Annotated in this window: 21 protein-coding genes; 8 read left to right on the plus strand and 13 right to left on the minus strand. The window is 61.9% G+C overall.

Annotated features, from left to right (window positions below; translation table 11 throughout):
• Nucleotides 1-260: 260 nt before the first annotated feature.
• The 9 genes from I2F59_RS06840 to I2F59_RS06880 all read right to left on the minus strand — a co-directional run bounded on the left by I2F59_RS06840 (nt 261) and on the right by I2F59_RS06880 (nt 7,842).
• A complete protein-coding gene (locus tag I2F59_RS06840) occupies nt 261-2,201 on the minus strand; it encodes a type IV secretory system conjugative DNA transfer family protein (RefSeq protein WP_195503661.1) in 1,941 nt (646 codons plus the stop codon).
• Nucleotides 2,198-3,556 carry a hypothetical protein gene (locus I2F59_RS06845; protein ID WP_195503662.1) on the minus strand — a complete coding sequence of 453 codons (1,359 nt, stop codon included), beginning with the start codon at nt 3,554-3,556 and terminating at the stop codon, nt 2,198-2,200. Before I2F59_RS06845 ends, I2F59_RS06840 begins: the two co-directional genes overlap by 4 nt.
• A complete protein-coding gene (locus I2F59_RS06850; protein ID WP_195503663.1) occupies nt 3,543-4,007 on the minus strand; it encodes a hypothetical protein in 465 nt (154 codons plus the stop codon). The genes I2F59_RS06845 and I2F59_RS06850 overlap by 14 nt, the downstream gene beginning before the upstream one ends.
• A 1-nt stretch (nt 4,008) precedes the next feature.
• Nucleotides 4,009-4,494: a hypothetical protein gene (locus I2F59_RS06855; RefSeq protein ID WP_195503664.1), complete on the minus strand. Its 486-nt coding sequence runs from the start codon at nt 4,492-4,494 to the stop codon at nt 4,009-4,011.
• A gap of 223 nt (nt 4,495-4,717) precedes the next feature.
• Nucleotides 4,718-5,947, minus strand: a complete 1,230-nt coding sequence (locus tag I2F59_RS06860; protein WP_195503665.1) for a VapE domain-containing protein — start codon at nt 5,945-5,947, stop codon at nt 4,718-4,720.
• Complete coding sequence (locus I2F59_RS06865) at nt 5,947-6,147, minus strand: hypothetical protein (protein WP_147330584.1); 201 nt, start codon at nt 6,145-6,147, stop codon at nt 5,947-5,949. Before I2F59_RS06865 ends, I2F59_RS06860 begins: the two co-directional genes overlap by 1 nt.
• Nucleotides 6,137-6,586, minus strand: coding sequence for a plasmid mobilization protein (locus I2F59_RS06870; protein WP_117745735.1), 450 nt, complete (start codon nt 6,584-6,586; stop codon nt 6,137-6,139). The genes I2F59_RS06865 and I2F59_RS06870 overlap by 11 nt, the downstream gene beginning before the upstream one ends.
• Complete coding sequence (locus tag I2F59_RS06875; protein WP_195503666.1) at nt 6,579-7,643, minus strand: site-specific integrase; 1,065 nt, start codon at nt 7,641-7,643, stop codon at nt 6,579-6,581. The genes I2F59_RS06870 and I2F59_RS06875 overlap by 8 nt, the downstream gene beginning before the upstream one ends.
• Nucleotides 7,633-7,842: a hypothetical protein gene (locus I2F59_RS06880; RefSeq protein WP_195503667.1), complete on the minus strand. Its 210-nt coding sequence runs from the start codon at nt 7,840-7,842 to the stop codon at nt 7,633-7,635. The genes I2F59_RS06875 and I2F59_RS06880 overlap by 11 nt, the downstream gene beginning before the upstream one ends.
• A gap of 191 nt (nt 7,843-8,033) precedes the next feature.
• On the opposite strand from I2F59_RS06880, the gene I2F59_RS06885 reads away from it, so the two are divergent.
• A complete protein-coding gene (locus I2F59_RS06885; RefSeq protein WP_195503668.1) occupies nt 8,034-9,170 on the plus strand; it encodes a helix-turn-helix domain-containing protein in 1,137 nt (378 codons plus the stop codon).
• Between the two features lie 386 nt (nt 9,171-9,556).
• On the opposite strand, the gene I2F59_RS06890 is transcribed toward I2F59_RS06885, so the two are convergent.
• Complete coding sequence (locus tag I2F59_RS06890; RefSeq protein ID WP_195503669.1) at nt 9,557-9,982, minus strand: hypothetical protein; 426 nt, start codon at nt 9,980-9,982, stop codon at nt 9,557-9,559.
• Nucleotides 9,983-10,041: 59 nt separating this feature from the next.
• Between I2F59_RS06890 and I2F59_RS06895 the strand changes: the two genes are divergently transcribed.
• The 7 genes from I2F59_RS06895 (at nt 10,042) to I2F59_RS06925 (ending at nt 17,537) form a co-directional block, all read left to right on the plus strand.
• On the plus strand, nt 10,042-12,783 hold the full coding sequence (locus tag I2F59_RS06895) for a PRD domain-containing protein (RefSeq protein WP_055287017.1): 2,742 nt from the start codon (nt 10,042-10,044) through the stop codon (nt 12,781-12,783).
• A gap of 123 nt (nt 12,784-12,906) precedes the next feature.
• The gene (locus tag I2F59_RS06900) at nt 12,907-13,380 is read left to right on the plus strand and encodes a PTS system mannose/fructose/N-acetylgalactosamine-transporter subunit IIB (protein ID WP_055287016.1); all 474 of its coding nucleotides are present in this window, start codon (nt 12,907-12,909) and stop codon (nt 13,378-13,380) included.
• A gap of 9 nt (nt 13,381-13,389) precedes the next feature.
• Nucleotides 13,390-14,175 (plus strand): PTS mannose/fructose/sorbose/N-acetylgalactosamine transporter subunit IIC, encoded by a 786-nt coding sequence (locus I2F59_RS06905; RefSeq protein ID WP_055287014.1) that lies wholly within the window; start codon nt 13,390-13,392, stop codon nt 14,173-14,175.
• A 2-nt stretch (nt 14,176-14,177) separates the two neighbouring features.
• Nucleotides 14,178-15,011, plus strand: coding sequence for a PTS system mannose/fructose/sorbose family transporter subunit IID (locus I2F59_RS06910; RefSeq protein ID WP_117680463.1), 834 nt, complete (start codon nt 14,178-14,180; stop codon nt 15,009-15,011).
• Nucleotides 15,012-15,037: 26 nt separating this feature from the next.
• Complete coding sequence (locus I2F59_RS06915; protein WP_055287011.1) at nt 15,038-15,436, plus strand: PTS sugar transporter subunit IIA; 399 nt, start codon at nt 15,038-15,040, stop codon at nt 15,434-15,436.
• Nucleotides 15,437-15,448: 12 nt separating this feature from the next.
• Nucleotides 15,449-16,573: a glycoside hydrolase family 172 protein gene (locus tag I2F59_RS06920; RefSeq protein WP_172676343.1), complete on the plus strand. Its 1,125-nt coding sequence runs from the start codon at nt 15,449-15,451 to the stop codon at nt 16,571-16,573.
• 79 nt (nt 16,574-16,652) lie between these two features.
• On the plus strand, nt 16,653-17,537 hold the full coding sequence (locus I2F59_RS06925) for an ROK family protein (protein WP_216595133.1): 885 nt from the start codon (nt 16,653-16,655) through the stop codon (nt 17,535-17,537).
• Between the two features lie 95 nt (nt 17,538-17,632).
• Here I2F59_RS06925 and I2F59_RS06930 read toward each other — a convergent pair whose 3' ends face one another.
• From I2F59_RS06930 to I2F59_RS06940, 3 genes are all read right to left on the minus strand, one after another.
• Entirely contained in the window at nt 17,633-18,463 is an 831-nt protein-coding gene (locus I2F59_RS06930) for a class I SAM-dependent methyltransferase (RefSeq protein WP_055287008.1), read from the minus strand.
• A gap of 115 nt (nt 18,464-18,578) precedes the next feature.
• Nucleotides 18,579-19,184 (minus strand): class I SAM-dependent methyltransferase, encoded by a 606-nt coding sequence (locus I2F59_RS06935; protein ID WP_195503670.1) that lies wholly within the window; start codon nt 19,182-19,184, stop codon nt 18,579-18,581.
• Nucleotides 19,171-19,800, minus strand: coding sequence for a class I SAM-dependent methyltransferase (locus I2F59_RS06940; RefSeq protein ID WP_195503671.1), 630 nt, complete (start codon nt 19,798-19,800; stop codon nt 19,171-19,173). Before I2F59_RS06940 ends, I2F59_RS06935 begins: the two co-directional genes overlap by 14 nt.
• Nucleotides 19,801-20,119 lie beyond the last annotated feature (319 nt).

The following is a 20,119-nucleotide window of genomic DNA, read 5'->3' on the forward strand; positions in this document are numbered from 1 at the left end:
CTTCTGACGTCATTTTTTCGGCGCTGTGGTTCGAATGCTACGCGTCATTTTGGATTCGGTTTTCCGCCACGAAGCGGCGGTGCAGGATAAGGCTCCACTACGTTTCGCCGGAGGCAAACGGCGCAACTCGGCGCGCCGAGTTCGAAAGCGCAGGTAGATGCCTGCACCTAAAACGAAAAACACCCGCACCCGCGTGTAGTACGCGGGTGCGGGCGCGTAGTTGATCGAGGCGTTTCCGCTGGATATGGGCGATTACGCGGCTAGAAGCCCTCGGGAACGTATCCTGCCACCGTTTTCGGCTTCGTTGGTGCTATCGCCGCGCCGCCGGGGTCGGTCGGGCCCTGCCAAATCTTCGGTACCGTCTCGTTCCTGATCTCGCGGCGAGCGGTCGATTGCTCCATAAGTGCCCGTTCGGCCTCGGGGGACGTCATCCCGAGCATGGGCCCGACGAAGGTCTCGGTGACGTCCCTGCTGGGGAAGGCCATAGGTACGCCGTCGTGGATCACGAGGGCTCCCGTCTCGCGGCCAGTCCAACGCTGGAGCTCGTCGGGCGTGATGAGCGGCCTGCGGACGAGCCCCTCGCTCATGCCGGTTGACCCGGTGTTCGTTCCCTTCGTTCTACTCGTGGACTGCGCGATCGCGGTGTAGGAGCCCATCGATTCCGAGAGCTTGCGCGCCGTGTCGAGGTTGGAGCAGGAGAGAACGACCTTGTCCTTGAGGAGGTCGAGTATCGTCTCGGCTTCTTCTCGGCTGTAGCCGGAGACGGACTGGAGCTGGAGGAGCGACTGACAGAACCAGAAAACATGGCCGCCTTCCGAGCGCATCTCTCCCAGGTCCTGGACAATCCTCTCGTTGCGGCCGAGGGATGCCGCCTCATCGAGGAGGAGGACGGTCTCGACGGGGCAGCGCCCGGCATGGCCCGCAGCGCAGGAGCGCAGCGCCGAGAGCGCTTGGGAAACGAACGTCTGGACGAGTCTCTTGTAGTTGCCCGTTGCCGAGGACGATGAGATGAAGACCGCTGTGGGCTCCTCGCCGATGTCCCCGAGGCCGCACTCGTCGTCGTGAAGCATCCGGGCAACGTTGCCGTCGACGTATTCGGTGAGGCAGTTGCTCAGAGTCGAGACGATGCCGGGCCCGCCTCCGTGCTCACCGTTGAGTCCGCCGAGGAAGGGGAGGGCGGGGTCTCCGGCGGGCAAAGACGCCGCCAGGGCGGCGATGCGGTCAAGCGGGCCTTGATCGCCCGACGGCGAGATTGCGGCCGCGACGGACATGACGGTCTTCTCGTCTTCCGGGATGGACGCGTCCTCGATGAGGGCGAGGGAGATACCGACGAAGAGGTTCCGAGCGCCGTCGTAGAAGAACGGCTGGCCTTTCGACGGCGCGGGCACGATGCAGCGCGCGAGCTCGCGCAGTTCTCGCGCGCAGCCGCCGGCCCCCTCCGCCCTAAAGGCCTCCTTTGCCCTCTCGAGCGGATCGAACCGAACCGAGGATGCGGGCGCGTCGAACATCACGTCGACGATGCGGTGAGTGCCCGCCTTCTCGAACGCAGGCTCAAGGAAGGCTCTGAGCTCGCCCTTGATGTCGTTGATGATGAGGGAACGGCCTTGCTCGAAGTTAGCCATGGCTGATAAAATGGCGACGCGGCGGCTCTTGCCCTCGCCGCTTTCGGCGAGGATGCAGGCGTGGACCGAGTCGATGAGCCTGACGCTCCTCCCGATCTCGCCCACGACCAAAGTGCCGCCCGAGGGCTTGCCGCCCTCCTGCCACGACTCGCTCTGGCACTTAAGCTCGCCGTGCGCCGAGATGAGCCTCGCGTCGCCGTGGATGGGCGCGCCGGGCGCGCGGCGCCCACCGACCCAGGTCCCGTCGTGGAGCCAGCGCGACCAGTCGAGGTGGCTCCAGATGCCGGCAGCCATTGAGACAGTGAGGGTTGCCGCGCATCCCACGAGGAAAGTATCGTCCTGGATCAGCTCCGGCAGGGCTTCGAGCGGGTTTTGGAACATGGTACCGGGGGGTTCGGGCGCTACGGCCGTCCCGAAGCTTGTGAGCGTTGCGGCGATGCCGATGACCCGTGCTTTCAGCCAGCGCCATACCGCCGGCAGCAGGGCGAGCGCGATCGCGGTCCCAACGGCCGTGCCGGCAGCGACACAGCGCTTGAAATGCGCGCCCTCGTCGACGTTGAAGCTCTTCTGCTTGCTCATAGAATCATTCCCTTCACTATTGTTTTCGCTGAGTCGAGCACGATGCCCGCCGCATCGCCCCTAATCGCGGCCGATACAGCGGCTGCGAGCGCCCTTGCGAGCGCGCGCTCGGCTTTCTGGCCGACCTCATCTGACAGGTCCTTCTTTCTTCTGGGGTTCTCCGTTGCGAACGCGAGCGCTTTGGTAATGGCTCTGCTCGCGGCAACCGGGGCTTTTGCCATAGAAAGCGCGTAGGACGGGCATGATCGGAGGCACCTCTCTGGGATAGGCCTGCGCTTGCGCACGGCTTCACGTGCTCTCTCCAGGTCTTTACCGACGACGCAGGCGCGGACCTCGCCGACGAGCGGCTTCATTCGCTTGCGCTCCGCCGCGGGCCCGTCGTCCGGCCTTGCGGACCTCATCAGTTCCCTTTCGGGGGCCGTCGCCCGGTCGGGTGCGATGACCCTCAGCAGGGCGTTGCCCTGGCGCGCGCGTAGCTCGCGCATGGCGTCGTTCACGTAGCGGTCCCGCGCAACGCCTTCAAGACCCTTGAGGTCGGCGCAGCGCTCCACGGACTTGCTGTAGGCGGCGCTCGCCCCTTTGATTTCAGGATGCCTCGACCCCGCTTCCGCGATTGCGACATCGACAGCCTTGGCGACATCTGGGTGCCAGCGGCGGAGGTGCGCGTAGGAGATTCGGCCGTCCGCAGGCAGAGCGACGCCAATCTCGTCGGCGGGGATATGGCGGACGGCGTCGACCGCCCGCGACCTCGTGAGGTCGCGGGCCTCATACTCGGCCGCGAGCGCCGGGGCCAGGGCCGCGTCGGTGAGCGCGTTTCTTGCCCGGTCGAGCCTGTTGCGGGCCATGAGTGAATCGAACGAGCCATCGGACGACCACGCAATAACGTGCACGTGCTTGGAATTCGGGTGGTTCTCGTGCTCGGCGGCTACCCAACGGACGCTGGACTCGGGGATGCCCATTGCCTCGGCAAGCGCCGGCGCGAGGTTTCGGCGGCAGAAGCGCTGCCAGTCCTCCTTGCACGCGAGGTCGAGCTCGCATGCCTCGTCCCTGCGGACGCTGAGCACAACGGTAGCAATCGCGCCGTCAGCCTTTTCGAGCTCCCTGCGGGCCGTGCGGAGCGGGACGGCCCCGTTCTGGTCGAAGAGCGCGGTCGATCCGGGCCTCTCGGCGTAGTAGCCGACGAGCCCCATCTTCTCAGCGAGCTCGGAGCGCCTGAGGTCGTCGACGGTGGCTGACTTGTCGGCTCCCTCGCGCGTGGCGACGTATTCGATGTTGTTAGTGATGACGGCGGAACGCCCGCGCGACCCGGGGAGGTGCACGCGGGCGTTCACGACGAGGCTGCTACGACTTGCCATCAGAAAGGCGCCCCCTCGCCTCAGAGAGCGTCATGCCGCGCTGCATGAGGCCGGCTTGCTTGTCGTAAGCGGCGTAGATGTCCGAGGCGCTCACGCCATCCAAGCCCTCGAACGTGCCCTTTTCGACCTCGACTGCCGCGATTGCCGCGACGATAGAGGCGCGCGTAGCACGGTGCACGACGCGCGCGATGCGGTCCTCCTGCTCGGCGTTGCGTTCGTCGAGCGTGTGGTCGAGCTGCTCGAGTAGCGGCTGCATGACGCCGCGCAGATAGGTTCCGAGCTCGGTGGAGTAGAGCGCCAGGCCGTCGGAGGCGAGCCCAGCGGCGATGAGCTCGCGGGCGGCTGCGCTGCCGCTGAGCCCCTTGGAAACCCCGTAGGCGTGGAGGCGGCGATAGGTCTTGTCGGGGAGGCGAAGGCTCATGACTTTCGACTTGTCTTTGCCGGTGGTCATCTTAGATCCCTTCGTTCGGGAGGGGTGCGCCGACGGCACGGAGGGCGGCGATGTTCTCGGGCGTGCGCTCGTAGGTCTTGGGCCAGAAGGTGATGGGTACCATGACGAGATCGTCGCGGGGGATTCCGTAGGCGAAGAGATAGGCCGCGATGGCATCGACGTATTCCGCATCGTCGACTTGGTAGGCGTCGGTGAAGTAGAGGCCGGTCGGGTCGTCGTTGCAGCCCTTGACGAAGTAGACGCCGTTCCCGCCTTCCTTGAACGGGTTCAAGACCTTGCACTCCGGCTTCGCGTAGTAGGCGATTCCGGCGCGAACGACGCGCGTGAAACCCGGACGCTCGTTGACCCGCGCTGCTCGCGTGAAGTTCAGGCCGGGACCGGATTCCAGCAGATGGGAGAGTACGGAGTCGACGGCGTCGCCCTTGTGCTCGGGGATTGTCCCGAGGAGGTCGGCGAGGCGCGATTTCATTTTCTCGATCAGTTTCATCGTGTGTTTCCTTTCTGCCGGTGCCGCACGGGTGCCGGCAACTCGCTTGAATGTCTTGGTTAGCGATGGTTCTAGCTGCGGAGAGACTGCGTGGTGCCGAAGGTGCCGAGGAGCGGCCAAGAGTTTTGGAACCCATGGCACCTTCGGCACCGTCTGCCGAGTCTTGCAGGTGAAGGGCGGTGGACAGGGTGCCACTGCGACATGCTGCGGCACCCAATTGGCCCTAATCCGTTTCCCGGAACACCCAACAGCGCTGCTTGCCGTATGGAGGGCAGAGGCGCTTGTTGCCCGGAACCCATCCGGGGCACTGCGACGAGAGGATCCGGCTGACCATCTTGCAGTTGGCCTTGGTCTTCTCAAGGTGGAGGGCCTTGTCGAGGATTTCGAACGTGCACATGGGACGGTCGGTGTTGCCGGGGAGATACGCGAGGACCTTCTGCACGCAGGGGTCCTCCTCGACAAAACGTCCGCGCTGTGCGGCCGCCTCGACCTCCATCTCGGGCGTGAGGACGGTCGAGAAACGGGGGTCGCCCGTCTTCATCCACGTGCGGGCCTCTGCCCATGCCTGCCGGATGGCGGTAGGAAAGCCCTCGTCGAAGACGGACTTCTCCGTGCGCTCGATGCCACAGAGCACCGGGAGGAAGCGCCTTGCGCCGCTCGTCCGCTCGCGGATGAAGTCGGCCTCGTTCGTGGTGCCGACGAAGACCACGCGCCGGGGAAACGCCTCCGTCCTGCGGCAATAGGCCCCTCGGAATTCATCGACCTGACGGGTGACCCCAGCCTTCACGCTCTCGATAGAGCGCTCGGACATGCCGTTGAGCTCGGGAATCTCAATGATCCACTTGCCCCGGTTCTGCTCGCCCGTGAGCTTGACGTCGCCGAGGTTGATCACGGAGTCGCTGAAATACTCGTCGCGCATGGCGAGGCCCCTCGCGAAGGAGGACTTGCCGATGCCTCCGGCACCGCACAGGATGGGCATGTAATCGGCCTTGCAGCCCGGGCTGTAGACGCGGGCGATGCCCTCGCAGAACAAGATGCGCTCGACCTCCGAGACGTATGCGTTCCTCTCCGCGCCAAGGTAGACATTGAGGAGCGTCCCTACGCGCGGGATGCCGTCCCAGGTGAGGGCATCGAGCATGGCAACGAGCGGGTCATAGGCGTTGTCCTCGCCGACGATGGTCAGCGCGAGCAGCATGAACTTCTCCTTCTGGAGAGAGATGATCTGCTGGAGGAGGGCGAAGAGCCGTGCGTCGTCGCTATCGCGCCACCGGCGTTCCTGCGAATCTGCATCCCAGGGCAGGGGCCCAGTCTTGAAGAGCTCGTTCGCGAGACGGTTGTAGCCGACGTTCAGGGGAAGAGACTTGAGCTCCTCGACGATCTCGTTGACCGTCGGCGGGGAGCGGCGCTCCGGGGACTGCGGCTCGGGGGCGTCGTCGTGCTTCTGCGTGCCCATCAGATCGCCTCACAAGAATGGTGACGGCGAGGGCCATTGATGGGGTGGTTCTTGGCGGAGGCGAGTGCTTCGAGCCGGCGGAGGCGAAGCTCCGTGTCGATAAGGCGCTCGACCAGCTCTTCCTCCGACAAGGGGTGGTCGAGGCGGTAGTCGCGCAAGACGGCGCGGCGTCGGGCGGAATTCATCATGCTAAGATTCATCGACAGAGTCCTCCTTACGTGTGGGCTCATGTTTTTGGGCGACGGCCGAGCTTTGGTAGGGGAGGCCGTCGTCCAGACCCAGGTTTGCGATTAGGGCGTCTTCAAGCTCCACAGGGGAGCGCTCGGGCGCGAACGATCCGGCAAAGGCGGCGAGCGTCTCGAGCGACTCGACGAGCTCGTCGTTCATGTCTCCTGCGCGCCGGATACGCCGGAGTTCCGCTACGACAGGTCCCATGCGCTCCTTAACCGCCTTGCGCATGCGGGTGGTTGCGACCACAGTAAAAGTGCCTTCCAGCAGGCTTCTCGCGATGAAGTCCTGCTTCGACAGACCGCTCAAAGCGACGCGGAGGTCGAGCTGGTCCGCCTCTGCGGGCGACATGCGGAAGGCGATGGTCTTGCAGCGACGGCGTCCCTTGGCGTCCACAATCGGCCTAGACATCCGACATCACCTCGTCCAGCGCCTCCACGAGGTCGTGCTGGGTCGAGGGGAAGAGATGCGAATACATCTCCGTGACCTCGGCGGTCTCGTGACCCATGCGGTCGGCGATTGCCGTGGGCGAGTAGCCGCTGTTGATGAGCGCACTGACGTGCGAGTGGCGGATGTCGTGGATGCGGATGCGCTTCACGCCCGAGAGCTCGCAACCCCTCTTCATCTCATGCGACAACGCGTGCTTCGTGACGGGGAAGAGCCGGTCGGTAGGGGCGATCTCGGGATGTGTCGACAGATAATCACGCAGCTCCTCACGAAGGAGGCTCGGCATGACGATGTCCCGCTTCGAGGCGCGCGTCTTGGGTGGACCGATAACGTCCTCGCCCTTGATGCGGGCGTAGGAATGACGGATACGGATAACGTTGAGATTGAAGTCGATGTCTTCCGGACGGAGGGCGAGGAGCTCGCCCTCGCGACAGCCCGAGAGGTAGAGCGTGAGGAATGCAAGGTAGATGAGCGGCTTGTCCTCGATGGCCTGGGAGAAGCGCTTGAACTCGGCAGGGGTCCAGTAGAGCATCTCCTTCTCGGGGCGCTTGGAGCCGACCTTTCCCGCCGCCAACATGGGATTCTGGGGCAGGCGGTAGAATCGGACGGCGTGGTTGAAGATGGCTGAGAACTGGTTGCAGATGGTGTGGAGATAGCTCTGCGACAGGTTCTGCTCAAGGAGCCAATTCTCCCAACGCACCACGTCCGCAGCCTTGACGTCACAAAGGCGCATGGGGCCAAAAACGGGCAGGATGTACTTGTCGATAATGGCATCCTTGGTGAGCCTGGTGCCGACTCGCAGTCGAGGGTAGATGTCACGTGCGTACATGGTTTTGACGAAGGCCTCGACGGTGACCTCGACACGCTCGTCGCAGGAGGCAAGGAAGTCGCGCTCCCAAGCCACAGCCTCCTTCTTGGAGGCGAACCCGCGCTTCGTCTTCTTATGACGCTCGCCCATAGAGTTGCGATACCAAGCCTCGACTGTCCAGGTCCCGCGCTTCTTGTCGCGGCTAACTGACATTAGTCATCGCCACCTTCTGCTTAGAAGGGGCGGAGAGAAGGCGTGCCTCGAAATACGAGCGCTGGACCTTCCCGGGGATGGTCATGATCCCCTGAGCTGCAAGCTCTGCATTCAAAGTCTTGATCAGCTTGAACGAATAGGACTTGCTCATGCCCGTGATCTCGGCAACCTCCTCCGCGCCGATAAGCTGACGTGTCATATGTAGTCTCCTTTCCGGGGTGGGGCACCGGTTGCCCCCTTGTCCTGATTATGTCCAAAAAAAGCATTAAGTGCGACAAAAATTAGAAATTGGCTTCAATCTTGCTGCGAAAGTCGCATCTAATACATTTTCTGCACACATAAGGTTTCACGTGTACACTTGAGGCAACTATTTGTTGGAGGTGTATTTGGATGACTGCCGTCGACTGCGTCGGTGCAATTTCGGAAGCTTTGTCGTCATATGTGGTCGATAGGGAATGGGAACAGACGAGTAAACGCTGGGGAAGGCAGCAGCTGTCTCAGAAGCTGCTTCGTCTTCGTTCGACGCGAAAATGGACTCGAAAGGTGGCCGCGCAGGCAGCGGGAATCCCGGAATCGGCCTTAAGAAATTACGAGCTGATGAAGTCCGCCCCGAAGGAGGAGCATTTGGATAGACTTGCGAACGCTTTCGGAATACGGGCCGAGTCGCTGCACTATTACGACTTCAGTGATACGGATCTGATTGCTCAGGCTTTTTTCCAATTCGCCGCGACATACGGATTCGAGCCTGTTGCAAACGAGCGCTATTCTGCGCTCAAGCCGACCTCGCCCTTCATGAAGGCGTTTCTAAAAAAGTGGGCCGCTCAGTATGCTCAGATCGAGAGCGACTCCGACCGAGACGACTATGAAAGATGGAAGGACAACTACGCTGCAGACTTTGATCCGTCCCAGTTTCCCCTTCGATATGAATATGATCCGCGAGAGTCCTGGGTGCCGATTACGCCCTGGCAAAATAGGATGCAGTCCAAGAAGCTGCCAGAGCTAAGGGCGCGGTGTACCCCTGCAAAGACCCAGCTGGATTTGGCCCGAGAGGCCGATCTCTCCCTCGCAACGCTACGTTCGTATGAGCAGGGGGCTAGGGTGCCGAAATATGCGGCGCTTCAAAAACTGTCCAGCGCTCTTGAGGTGAAGAGGGGAGCGCTTGTATTTACCGATTTCGGTAGTCCTGTTCAAGCTGCTCATGCGCTATTTCAGCTCTCGGCTTCATATGGATTGATTCCGGTTCAGCTGGAAGAGGGGCCGGCGCTTCTAGCGAGAGCGCCTGTTCCCGACTCTTTTCTTTTTGAATGGGCGAAGAGGTATGAAACGCGCGTGAAGCGGGCCGATGAATACGACGAATGGCTTGATCAGTTCGACTATTTCGAGCACGATAAGTCCGATGGCTATGTCGAGAAGTTCCGGCGGCATGAGATACGCCAACCGAACGGTTCATCGCTTATTGACGGCTATGTCTATAGCGATTTCTGTCCCTTTGACGAGCGATTTAAGAAGGGGTATGCCCTGCCCTAATTGTGGTCAGATTAGCCGGCGTGAGGACCAAATGAGTATCAAACGGCGATGGGAGAATGCCTGATAGAACGGACTGAGGCAAAACGAGCGCCTCATTTACCTGCGGCACCCGTTATCGAGTGGGAGTAAACGATATTCGTTGATTTCAAGCCTCTGACCTGCGAAAACAGGTCGGGGGCTTCTTATTTTGCAACCTCTGTGCAACCTTTGCGGTTTCGCGCCCCGTGAACAGGGGACGTAGCACTGTTCACGTCTGGGCCCATATCCGCACCGATCATTGCCCGCGCTGCTTCTGCTTGCGCTTCAGCTTCCGCTGCTCGAGGCACGTCGCCCGGTGTTCCTCGCCAGAGGAGAGCTGGCCGTTCCTTGCGAAACCGCGAGGCCACCTATATCCGCTTGCTGCGGGCTTGCTTGAACCAGTTCCTTTTGAAAGAGCCTATACCTCCGAAGAACTTGTTGTACGTCTCACCGTCCTCCTTGGCCTCGTACTTGACCAAGGCAAGTTCGATAGTACAGAGGTAATCCGCCACTTGCTCGAGGCGGTAGTCGGTCATCGAGGTCTTGCGGCGTCGGACGACCCCTTTTGAGAGGACCTTGCCCACCGAGTCGTCTCGCCCGCGGAACAGAAGGAGCGCATCCTCGCGACCTTCGGCGACCTGTGCTGCGAGATGGAGGGCTGCACCATCGTGCAGGGCCCTTTCCAAAGCGAAGTGTCGAGCCGAAGTGTTGAGCGTCGGCCCTGAATGTTCAATGGCCGTTGTTTTCTGCCCCCCAAGTGGTGAACTTCTCCTCGGGGCTGTTGATTCCCCCACGCGCCTCCTTCCGTTCTCTGTGTTCCCCTTATACTCCTTGTACAAGGAGGTAAGAAGTCATGGACAAGACCGCACAGGACAGCTTGGCAAAGAAGCCCGTCGACATGAGGGACAGGATTCTCGAGCATCTCGAGGCCCTCACCTCTGCCGTCTCGCTCGACGACCTTGCCCGTCTGTCCACCTCCGACATCGCCGAGACGCTCATCATCTCCAGGAGTCTGGCGAGCCAGTACCTCAACGACCTTGTTCGCGCCGGCCTTGTGGTTAAGGTGGCGGGCAGGCCTGTCCGTTATTTTCATCGCCGCGCGTTCCAGAAGCGTTTTCAGGTAAAGCTCTCTGCAAGCGAGTACGCCTCGCTCGCCGACCTCATCCAGGCGACGGGAATCGCCGATCACCGTGACTTCGCGCGTGCCGTGGGCTTTGACCTGAGCCTCAGCTCCGTTGTCGAGCAGTGCAAGGCTGCGGTTCAGTACCCTCCGTTCGGCCTGCCCATCCTCTTGAGCGGCGGCGTGGGTGTCGGCAAGTCTTTCCTTTCTCGTCTTGTGTACGAGTACGGTAAGAACCAGGGCTTGCTGCCCCGCGACTCCTCCTATGTGCGCATCGACTGCGCCGGGGTCCCGGACGCCGCCTCGTTCAACGGGCTTCTTGACGAGTCGATCGCGAAATCGCGCGGGGGTGTGGTTTTTGTCAACGGCATCGAGGCACTCTCTCCCTCTGCGATGGAGCACTGCCTTGCGACGGCCCTCGGGCTCGATGCCTCCCAGGATGCGCCGCGCGCTCGCCTCGTTCTTTCGACGACGCTTTCCGCCGATGACCTGAAGGTTTCCTCGGCCTACAGCAAAATGCCCATCTGTGCCCGCGTCCCCTCACTCAAGGAGCGGACCCCCGAGGAGCGCGAGGATCTCATCTTGAGCTTCCTGCGCAGCGAGGGGTGCCGAATCGGTTCTGATGTGAAGATTAGCCGCGGCGCATACCGTTGCCTCGTGAACGCGGACTTTTCCGATAACATCGCCGGCTTGCGCGCCTGCGTGACGAACTGCTGCGCCAAAGCGTTCCTCAATCGCGAGGGCGACTACGTCGTCGTTCGCCCGTATCTTCTTCCCAGCGGGCTCCTCTCCTCCGCGCAGATCGATCAACAGCCCGATGATGGCGTTCTGATCGACGCGTCCCTGGATGCCGCCGAGAGCACAGGGCCGGTCGAGCAGGCGCTCGATGCCCTGTGCTCTCTCGATGAGCGATTCTGCGCCGGGGAGCTCTCTGTCTCCGAGCTCGTCTCGCAAGCTGTCTCCGCTGTGCGCGGCGTTGAGGATCACTTGATCTTCGGCCGCGGCGTTACCTCCTCGAGGTCGCGCGCCTTCGAGCGCATCGTGGGCGCGGTCCTTGCCGACGCAGGCTCTTCTTATGGCATCGAGCTTTCGAGGAAGGTCGCTTTTCTACTGGCCCAGGAGATTTGCCTGCAGTTGTGGCCGGGCATCGGCCTGGCTAAGCGAAAGTCTGCCTGTGCGGAGCAAATCTCCCATCTCCTCGGTGCCGTGACCTCCGAATTACCGTTTGCCTCGAGCGTCTCCGATCAGGTCGCCGCAGACGTGGAAGGGGCGCTGGGAATCTCGCTCGATCACTTCACGAAGACGCTTCTGACGCTGTGCGTCGCATCGGAGTCTCGCGATGCGAAGGCCCTTCGGACGCTCTGCGTCATCTTGTCCCACGGCTACTCAACGGCGACGAGCATCGCCGACGCGGCGAACCGTATGCTCGGCATGCATGTGTACGAGGCTGTCGACATGCCCTACGACCAGCAGCTGAAGGACATCGTCGGTCCGCTCCAGCGCCTCGTCGACCGCCATTCCTACTGCACCGGGGTCGTGTTCCTCGTCGACATGGGCTCCTTGGAGGAGGCCTATAAGGCCCTCGAGAACGTTACCGACTCCACTATCGGCGTGGTGAACAACGTCTCTACCGGTCTTGCGCTCGAGATCGGGGTCGGGCTGCTCGGCGGCAAGTCCATCGCCGAGGTTCTTGGCGATGCGACCGCCGCGTGCGTGACGCACTGCAAGGTGATCGAGCGCGTCAACCGTGAGGACGCCATCGTCTTCTGCTCCGAGTCCGGGGTCGACGCCGCGGAGAGGATACGCCAGCTCGTCTCGCAGAGCCTCCCGCGCACCATAGGCGCGCGCCTGCTCACGAGGCCCTTCAAGCAGCTCGTCGCGAACGGGTCGAATGACGCCGTTTTCTCCGAGCACCGCGTCTGCGCCGTCATCGGCACGGGAGACCCCGGGGTCGCCTCCGTCCCCTTCGTCGCCCTCGAGGACATCATGTCGACGGCGTCCGCCTCTAAGGTTGATGCCGTGTTCGGCAGGTGGCTTGACGCTTCCGAGCTCTCTTCTTTCCACGAGAAGCTGCTCTCGAACATGACGCTGCAGAACGTCATCCGCTCCATCACCATCCTCGACCCGGAGCGGCTATTCCACGAGATCGAGAGCGCCGTGCACGAGCTTCAGCGCAGGACAGGCGAGAAGATCGGCAGCAACGCCATCATTGGGCTCTACGTCCACCTCTGCTGTCTCGTCGAGCGCCTTGTTACCAGAAACCCCATTGAGACCTACGTTGGCCAGGACCGCTTCGAGGAGGAGCGTGCCGATTTCATCGAGTCCTTCAGGCAGAGCTTCTCGAGCATCTCGACGCGCTATCGCGTAGAGGTTCCCGTAAGCGAGATCGCATATGTCTTCGACTACATAAGCGTGAGCGCCGCCCCGGCGCGAGAAGAGCGCCTCGGCTCCTCGGACCTCCTGCTCGACGAGTGACCTTCCCCGCGCCGCCGCAAGCTGACTGCGCGTCCTCAATAATCCGATAACCCCTTGCCCGGCGCGAATCCGGATAGCGCCGAGGCAGTACCGAACGTAAAACTTCATTTGATAGGAGCAAACATGAGTGTTGTTATGGCACGAATCGACAATCGCCTGCTTCACGGCATCATCGTGACGCAGTGGGCCCCGGTGTCGGGCGCGACCCGAGTCATGGTCATCGACGACAAGGTCGCCGGCGACGAGGTCCTGAAGTCCACTATGAGGATGGCGCGCCCCGCGGGCATGGCCGTCTCGATCATCTCCGAGCAGACTGCGCTCAAGAACTTCGCGGCGGGCAAGTACGACCGCGAGAAGGTCTTTGTCATCGCCAAGGAGCCCGAGACGATCCTTCACCTGGTCGAGTCGGGCATCGAGCTCCCGTCGCTGATCGTCGGCGGCTCGCTCGTCAAGGAGGGCGGCGTCCAGCTCACCCAGCGCGCCTATGCCTCCGCCGAGAACGTCCAGAGCTACAAGGCGCTCATCGCCCGCGGCGTCAAGGTGACGGCACAGTTCGTGCCCGCCGACAAGCCCGTCTCCGTCGCCGACCTCATCTAAGGAGGGATCATGGTCAACTTCACTATCCTGCAGGTCGTCCTTTTGACCCTGCTGGCCTTCATCAAGCACGTGGACTACTACGGCATCCCGATGATCTTCGTCAACTATGCCGTCTTCTGGGGCCTTATCACCGGCGTCGTCATGGGCGACTGGCAGACCGGCCTCGTCATCGGCGGCACCATCCAGCTCATGCAGCTCGGCGTCGCGGGCTTCGGCGGCTCGTCGATTCCCGACTACGGCACGATGGCCATCATCGCCACCGCCTACGGCGTGACCCTGGGCGCGGACACGGGCCTCGCCATCGGCCTGCCGGTCGGCATGCTCGGCATCCAGCTCGACGTCATCGTCAAGATCCTCAACGGCTTCGTCGTCGAGAAGTCCCAGAAGTTCTGCAACGAGGGTAAGTTCAATCAGATGAACGCCATCCTGTGGGTCTGCCCCGCGCTCTTCGGCCTGTGCGCCGCCCTGCCCGTCTTTGTCTCCGTGACGCTCGGCCAGCCCGCCGTCAACTGGCTCCTCGAGGTCATGCCTCAGTGGTTCCTCTCCGGCCTCACCCTCGCCGGCAAGATGCTCCCGGCCATCGGTATCGCCATGCTGCTCCGCTACATGCCCACCGGCAAGTACTTCCAGTACCTGCTCGTCGGCTTCTTCCTCTCGGCCTTCCTGAACGTGCCCATCATCGGCGCCGCCATCGTCGGCGTTGCCCTCGCGATCGCGTTCTACCAGCGTGCCGAGAGGGACACCGAGCTCGCCGCCCACGCTTCCGCAGACGCCTTCATCGGAGAGGATGAGTAACCATGGAAAACGAGAACATCACCGCCGTCGCCGAGGGCAAGCCCTCCGGCTACAAGGTCACCAAGAAGGATCTGCGCAACGCGAACTGGCGCTGGCTCATGAGCGTGTGCACCTTCAACTACCAGACCCAGCAGGGCGCCTCAGTCGCCTACGCCCTCTCGCCGGTCCTGAGGAAGATCTACACGAACGACGAGGACTATAAGCAAGCGCTCAACAACCACTTCCGCTACTACAATACCCAGCCTTGGCTCGCCGCCATCATCCTTGGCGCCTGCGTGGCCATGGAGGAACGCGACGGCCTAGCGGCGGCGGACGCCGTCCAAGACCTGAAGATCGGCACCATGGGACCGCTCGCCGGCGTCGGCGACTCCCTGCTCATGACCATGATCCCGACCATCATGGGCTCCATCGCCGCCTACATGGCCATCGAGGGCAACCCCGTGGGAGCCGGCATCTGGTTCGCGCTCATCCTGGCCATCTTCTGGGTCCGCATGCACGCCCTCGAGTTCGGCTACAAGCAGGGCGTGAAGCTCGTCACCGACTTCAGCGAGAAGCTTCCCAACCTCACTGCCGCCGCCTCCGTGCTCGGCCTCACCGTGGTCGGCTGCCTCATCGCCTCGGTCATCGGCGTCACCTGCCCGATTAGCTTCAGCTTCGGCGACGTTTCGATGGAGATTCAGCCGCTGCTCGACAAGATCCTGCCTGCCATGATCCCCGCCGCCATCACGGGAAGCGCGTATTACCTTCTTACCAAGAAGAACGCGAGCATGACGGCCCTCATCCTCGTGGTGATCGTCCTCGCGATGGTCGCCTCCGCCGCCGGCATCCTCGCCTAGCTTCGACCCAAGAGATTGGTGAATCAATGAGAAAGATAGTTGTGGCGAGCCATTCCCTTCTCGCCCAGGGCTTCAAGGACACCCTCGAGTTCCTTACGGGTAAGAGCGACGCCGTCAACGCCGTGTGCGCCTACGTGAACGACAACGGCGAGGGGCTCGACGCGGCGGTCGAGGCTGCGCTTTCGGGCACTGACGAGGTCGTCGTCCTTACCGACGCGCTCGGCGGCAGCGTGAACCAGCGCTTCTCCCGCTTCGCCTCCGACCGGATCCACGTGATCGCGGGTGTCAACCTCCCGCTCGCCATGACGGTCGCGCTCGCGCGCCCCGACGAGAAACTCGACTTCGACGCCCTCGTCGACGAGGCGCGCCAGCAGATCGTCTACGTGAACGGTGCCAGTTCCGCCGAGTGCGAAGACGACGAATAGAGGAGGTCGACGATGAGAGAGTTCCTTAAGGACGTGTGGATGCACGGCGGTGAGGAAAGCCGCGCCATCACCCCCGAGAACATCACGGGCGAGAAGGGCCGTGCCGCCATGTCGGCCAGCCACCTCGGCGTCGGCCGCAAGGGCTCGTGCTGCGTGCCCCTTGAGTCCGGCGAGACCATCACGCTCGCGGACATCGAGGGCCCCGGCATCATCCGCCACATCTGGATGACCGTCCCCGACAAGACCGCCGCCGGCAGCTTCGTCATGCGCGACCTCGTGCTGCGCTTCTACTGGGACGACGAGGAGACCCCCTCGGTCGAGTGCCCTGTCGGCGACTTCTTCTGCAACGGCTTCGGTGAGCGCGCCATCGTCAACTCGATGCCCATCTGCGTGAACCCGACGGGCGGCATGAACTGCTACTTCGAGATGCCTTTCAGGAAGCACGCCAAGGTCACGCTTACGAGCGAGCACCCCGGGTTCATTAAGTACATCTTCTACACGTTCAACTACGCGCTCACCGACGTGCCGGACGACGCCATGTACTTCCACGCCCGTTTTAACCGCGAGCGCAGCACCCGCAGGGGCGTCGACTACACCGTGCTCGACGGCGTGCGCGGTAAGGGCTACTACGTCGGCACCTACATGGCCCTGTGCGCCCTGGAGCGCTATTGGTGGGGCGAGGGCGAGATGAAGTTCTTCCTCGACGGCGACGAGGAGTTCCCCACGGTCACCTCGACGGGAGCCGAGGACTACTTCGGCGGTGCCTGGGCCTTCCTCGACAGGCCGCCCCACGCGCTGCCCGAGGCGCAGTGCTTCAACACGCTGTTCGCCGGCTACCCGTACCGCTCGACGCGCGACGCCACGCGCGACCGCTTCAGCGCGGGCAAGCCGAACCCGAACCCGATGCTCGCGACCAACGACGACGCGCTGCCCAGGCACGGCCTCTACAGGTGGCACCTTCCCGACCCGATCTCGTTCAAGGAGGACCTGCGCGTGACGTTCCAGGACCTCGGCAACGACGACATCAAGCTCTACGAGCGCGAGGACGACATCTCCACCGTCGCCTACTGGTACCAAAGCGAGCCGCACGCCGTGCTCGCCCCGTTTGCCGCAAGGCAGGACCGCGTGCCCAGGTAGGGTCGCCTCGAAACAAGCCAACGTTATGGGCGCCCGCGGTTGACCATGACTGCGGGCGTCCCTTTGTAAGGAGGATCACATGAGCGAAAAGCAAATGAGGCTCGGCGCCCTCGAGGCCGGCGGGACCAAGATGGTCTGTGCCGTGGTGTCCGGCGACGGCGAGGTTCTCGACCGTATGGAGACCCCGACGCTTACGCCCGCCGAGACCGTCCCACAAATGGTCGAGTGGTTCACCGCCCGCGATGTGAACGCGTTGGGCATCGGCGCCTTCGGCCCGACCTGCGTCGACCCCAACGATGAGCGCTACGGTTCCATCCTCCAGACGCCCAAGCTCGCGTGGCGAGGCTATGGTCTTCGCGCCGCGTTCGCCGACGCCCTCGGGATTCCGGTGACCTACGACACGGACGTGAACGTTGCCTGCCTCGGCGAAGTGGTCTTCGGCTGCTGCAAGGGGCTCGAGGACGCCGTCTACGTGACCATCGGCACCGGCGTGGGCGCGGGCGTCATGTGCGCGGGCAGGCTCCTTCACGGCATGCTGCACCCCGAGGCCGGCCACATGCTGGTAAGGACCCGTCCCACCGAGGAGGGACGCTGCGTCTGCCCGAGCCACGCGAGCTGTCTCGAGGGCCTCGCCTCCGGCCCCGCCATCGCCGCGCGCTGGGGAAAGCCCGCGGCCGAGCTCGCGGACAACGCTGAGGTGTGGGCGCTCGAGGGGGATTATCTGGGGCAGATGTGCGCGAACCTCGTGCTCATGTACTCGCCTCGCCGTATCGTCCTCGGCGGCGGCGTGATGCACCAGGAGCAGCTCTACGGCATCGTCCGCAAGAAGACCCTCGAATATCTGGGTGGCTACATCCAGACCGCCGAGCTTAAGGACATAGAGAGCTACATCTGCGCTCCGGGCTGCGGCGGCGACCAAGGAATCCTTGGCGCGGCCGAGCTGGCAAGAAGGGCGCTCGCGTAACTTGCGCTCTCTCCGCCATACGACGCGTTAAGAAAAGACGAGCGCTTCTTGCCAATTGAGCGGCAAGAAGTGCTCGTCTTTTGCATTTTTGCCTCTCAAAATCTTATTTTCACGATTTGCATTTTCATCCCGTTGTCACCGACCCTTGCGAGAAACCGGAAAAAGCCGCTGACAGAAGGGTCTCTCAAATCGTTATAACCCAGCATATAGCCGCGACTTGTGACCTGCAGACGGCTGTCCCACGCGCCGATTTCCTTGGCGGCATCCGAAACCGCAAAATATGCCCCAACATCCTTGATTTTTGCAGTCTTAAGCCATGTTTTTGCGATCATCTTTACTGCCGTCCGATTGGCAGCATCAAAGACCAGCACACCGCCGGGGAAAGCGTCCGCCATCTCCCGCACCAGTTCCCGGACCTGCTGGGTCAGAAAGTAATAGAACACCCCGGAGGCAAAGAACACCACCCCGCCGGAGGCATCGATTTTGCTAAACCATGCGGTGTCTTTCAGGTCACAGGGGATATTTTGTTCTCGATTCCCGGCGGGCAGTAGCTGCTGCCGCAAGGCAATCACATCCGGGAAGTCCAGATTGTAGATCTTGCATCTACCGTTGTCGCAGGTTCTGCCGGTGTTGTCCAGCCCGCAGCCCAGATTGACCACCGCCGCATTGGGGTGGCCTTTCAGGTAATCCCGCACCTCGAAAGCAAGATCACCCTGCCGCATGGCCACCTCCAGCGCACCAAAACGCTGCATCAGGCTGCGGGAGTTTTTCTCTGCCTCTGAAAAGTCGTAGTCGATCTGGTCGAGCAGACGAACCGCTGTTTCATCCCTGTAAAGGTTCGGGTACAGCTCCGTACACAGCTTTCGGGAATACAGCGGGAGGATCAGCGTCTCCTGCACGGTGTTTTTCTCAATTTTACATTTCATAGGTTTCTTCCTCAGTGAATAAGAACTGTCATAATTGCCGCCAGCACAGCCGCTATGACCGTCATGCCTATCGCCATGTGCAGGATGGATGCAAAAACACCCGTGCTTGATGCCCTTACTTCCGCGCTGTGACGCAGAGCCACTTTTTCTTTTTGTGTATCTGCACCTCGTGAAAACCCGCCTGCTCCAGACAAGCTTTTAATTCAATGTCCTTGTAGATGGTCATGCCGCCGATGATCTGCGTCCACCTCTCGTCCTTGTCCGTATCGCCATTGCTCTCGTTGCAGATAAGAATTGTCCCGCCTGGCTTCAGCGTCCGCCAGACCTCACGGAAGCATCGGGGCAAATCAGGCCAAAAGTAGACGGTCTCAAAGGCCGTGACTGCATCGAAGCAGCTATCCTCAAATGCCATATCCGCCACACTGCCTTGCAGAACGGCGCAACGCCCCTCCCGAATTGCGGTTCGGTTGAGCTTTCTAGTCTTCTCCACGCTGACGGGCGAATAGTCGATGCCCTTGACGACGCCATGCGGGCATTTTTTCAGCAGCCGTTTTATGTTCGCCCCGCCGCCGCAGCCGCAATCCAGCACCTTGGCATTTGGCGCAAGTCGTAGAAATCGAAGTCCCCACCGCGCCACAGGGCTGTGCCCCAGATTCATCATGGCAACCATAAGTTTTCCGCCGAGGCCCACGGGCTTGCGGGTGTTTTCAAAGAACGACATCTGGCCCCTCCGATTTCGTGCATTCCGCATAGGTCAACGGGAACGAGGCCTTCAGCACCGCGCTTTTCTGCACTGCCCAGCCGTTTTGACGCAGGAAACGTAGGTATTCCTCGCTTGTCCACCTGCTGTGGAGGGGGAATCCTGCCATACTCATGAAATAGGCTTTTGCCTTGCCGGAAACTGAGCTCCCCGCGTGGGTGAAGGTTGGCGCGATGAGCACGCCGTCGTCCTTCAGCACCCGCCTGATTTCTTGCGGGGCCTTTTCCGGATGCGGCACTATGTGAAGCGCGTTGGACGCGATCACCACATCAAAGGACTTCTGTGCATAGGGCAGGCGGAACATATCTTGTACGGAAAAGTGCAGCTTTGCGGATTGATTGTCCCGCTTTGCTTCAAGGATCATCTTTGCAGAAGCGTCCGTAGCCTCGATGTGCGCCGCCGCATTTACGATGCTCTTTGCGATAAGCCCCGTGCCGGTGGCAACCTCCAGTACGGTTTTTGTTTTTACCACCGGCCTGATCAGCTCATACATCTTCTCATACGCCGCCCGGTCCTTTCGCATGAAACGGTCGTACCGACCGGCATTCTTGTCCCAGAAGCCCTTGCATTCGCGCATTGCTATCGCCCCCAAATAGTTAGAGACATCTAACTATAACACACGAATCATGCAGTAAGATAAGGCTAACCTTATTCTCGGCTAAGACGCATCTCTCCGACCCTTTGAATCACCCCTTTTCACGCCACCCGCTACGAACCCCGGCGGAAACCAGGGAGTGATTAAAGGAGCGGCCTGAGGTTTTGCGAATCAATTGAGTCATTCCCGAAATCGCGAATCAAGGGCCTGAGTCGTCAGGCCCTCACAGGGGGACCGCGATGGTGGCCACCGCGCCGCCCGAGGGGCTGTTGGCGAGCGAGACGGAGCCCCCGTGGGCGCT

The sequence above is a fragment of the Collinsella aerofaciens genome (assembly GCF_015556945.1).
GTDB classification, from domain to species: Bacteria; Actinomycetota; Coriobacteriia; order Coriobacteriales; family Coriobacteriaceae; genus Collinsella; species Collinsella aerofaciens_AO.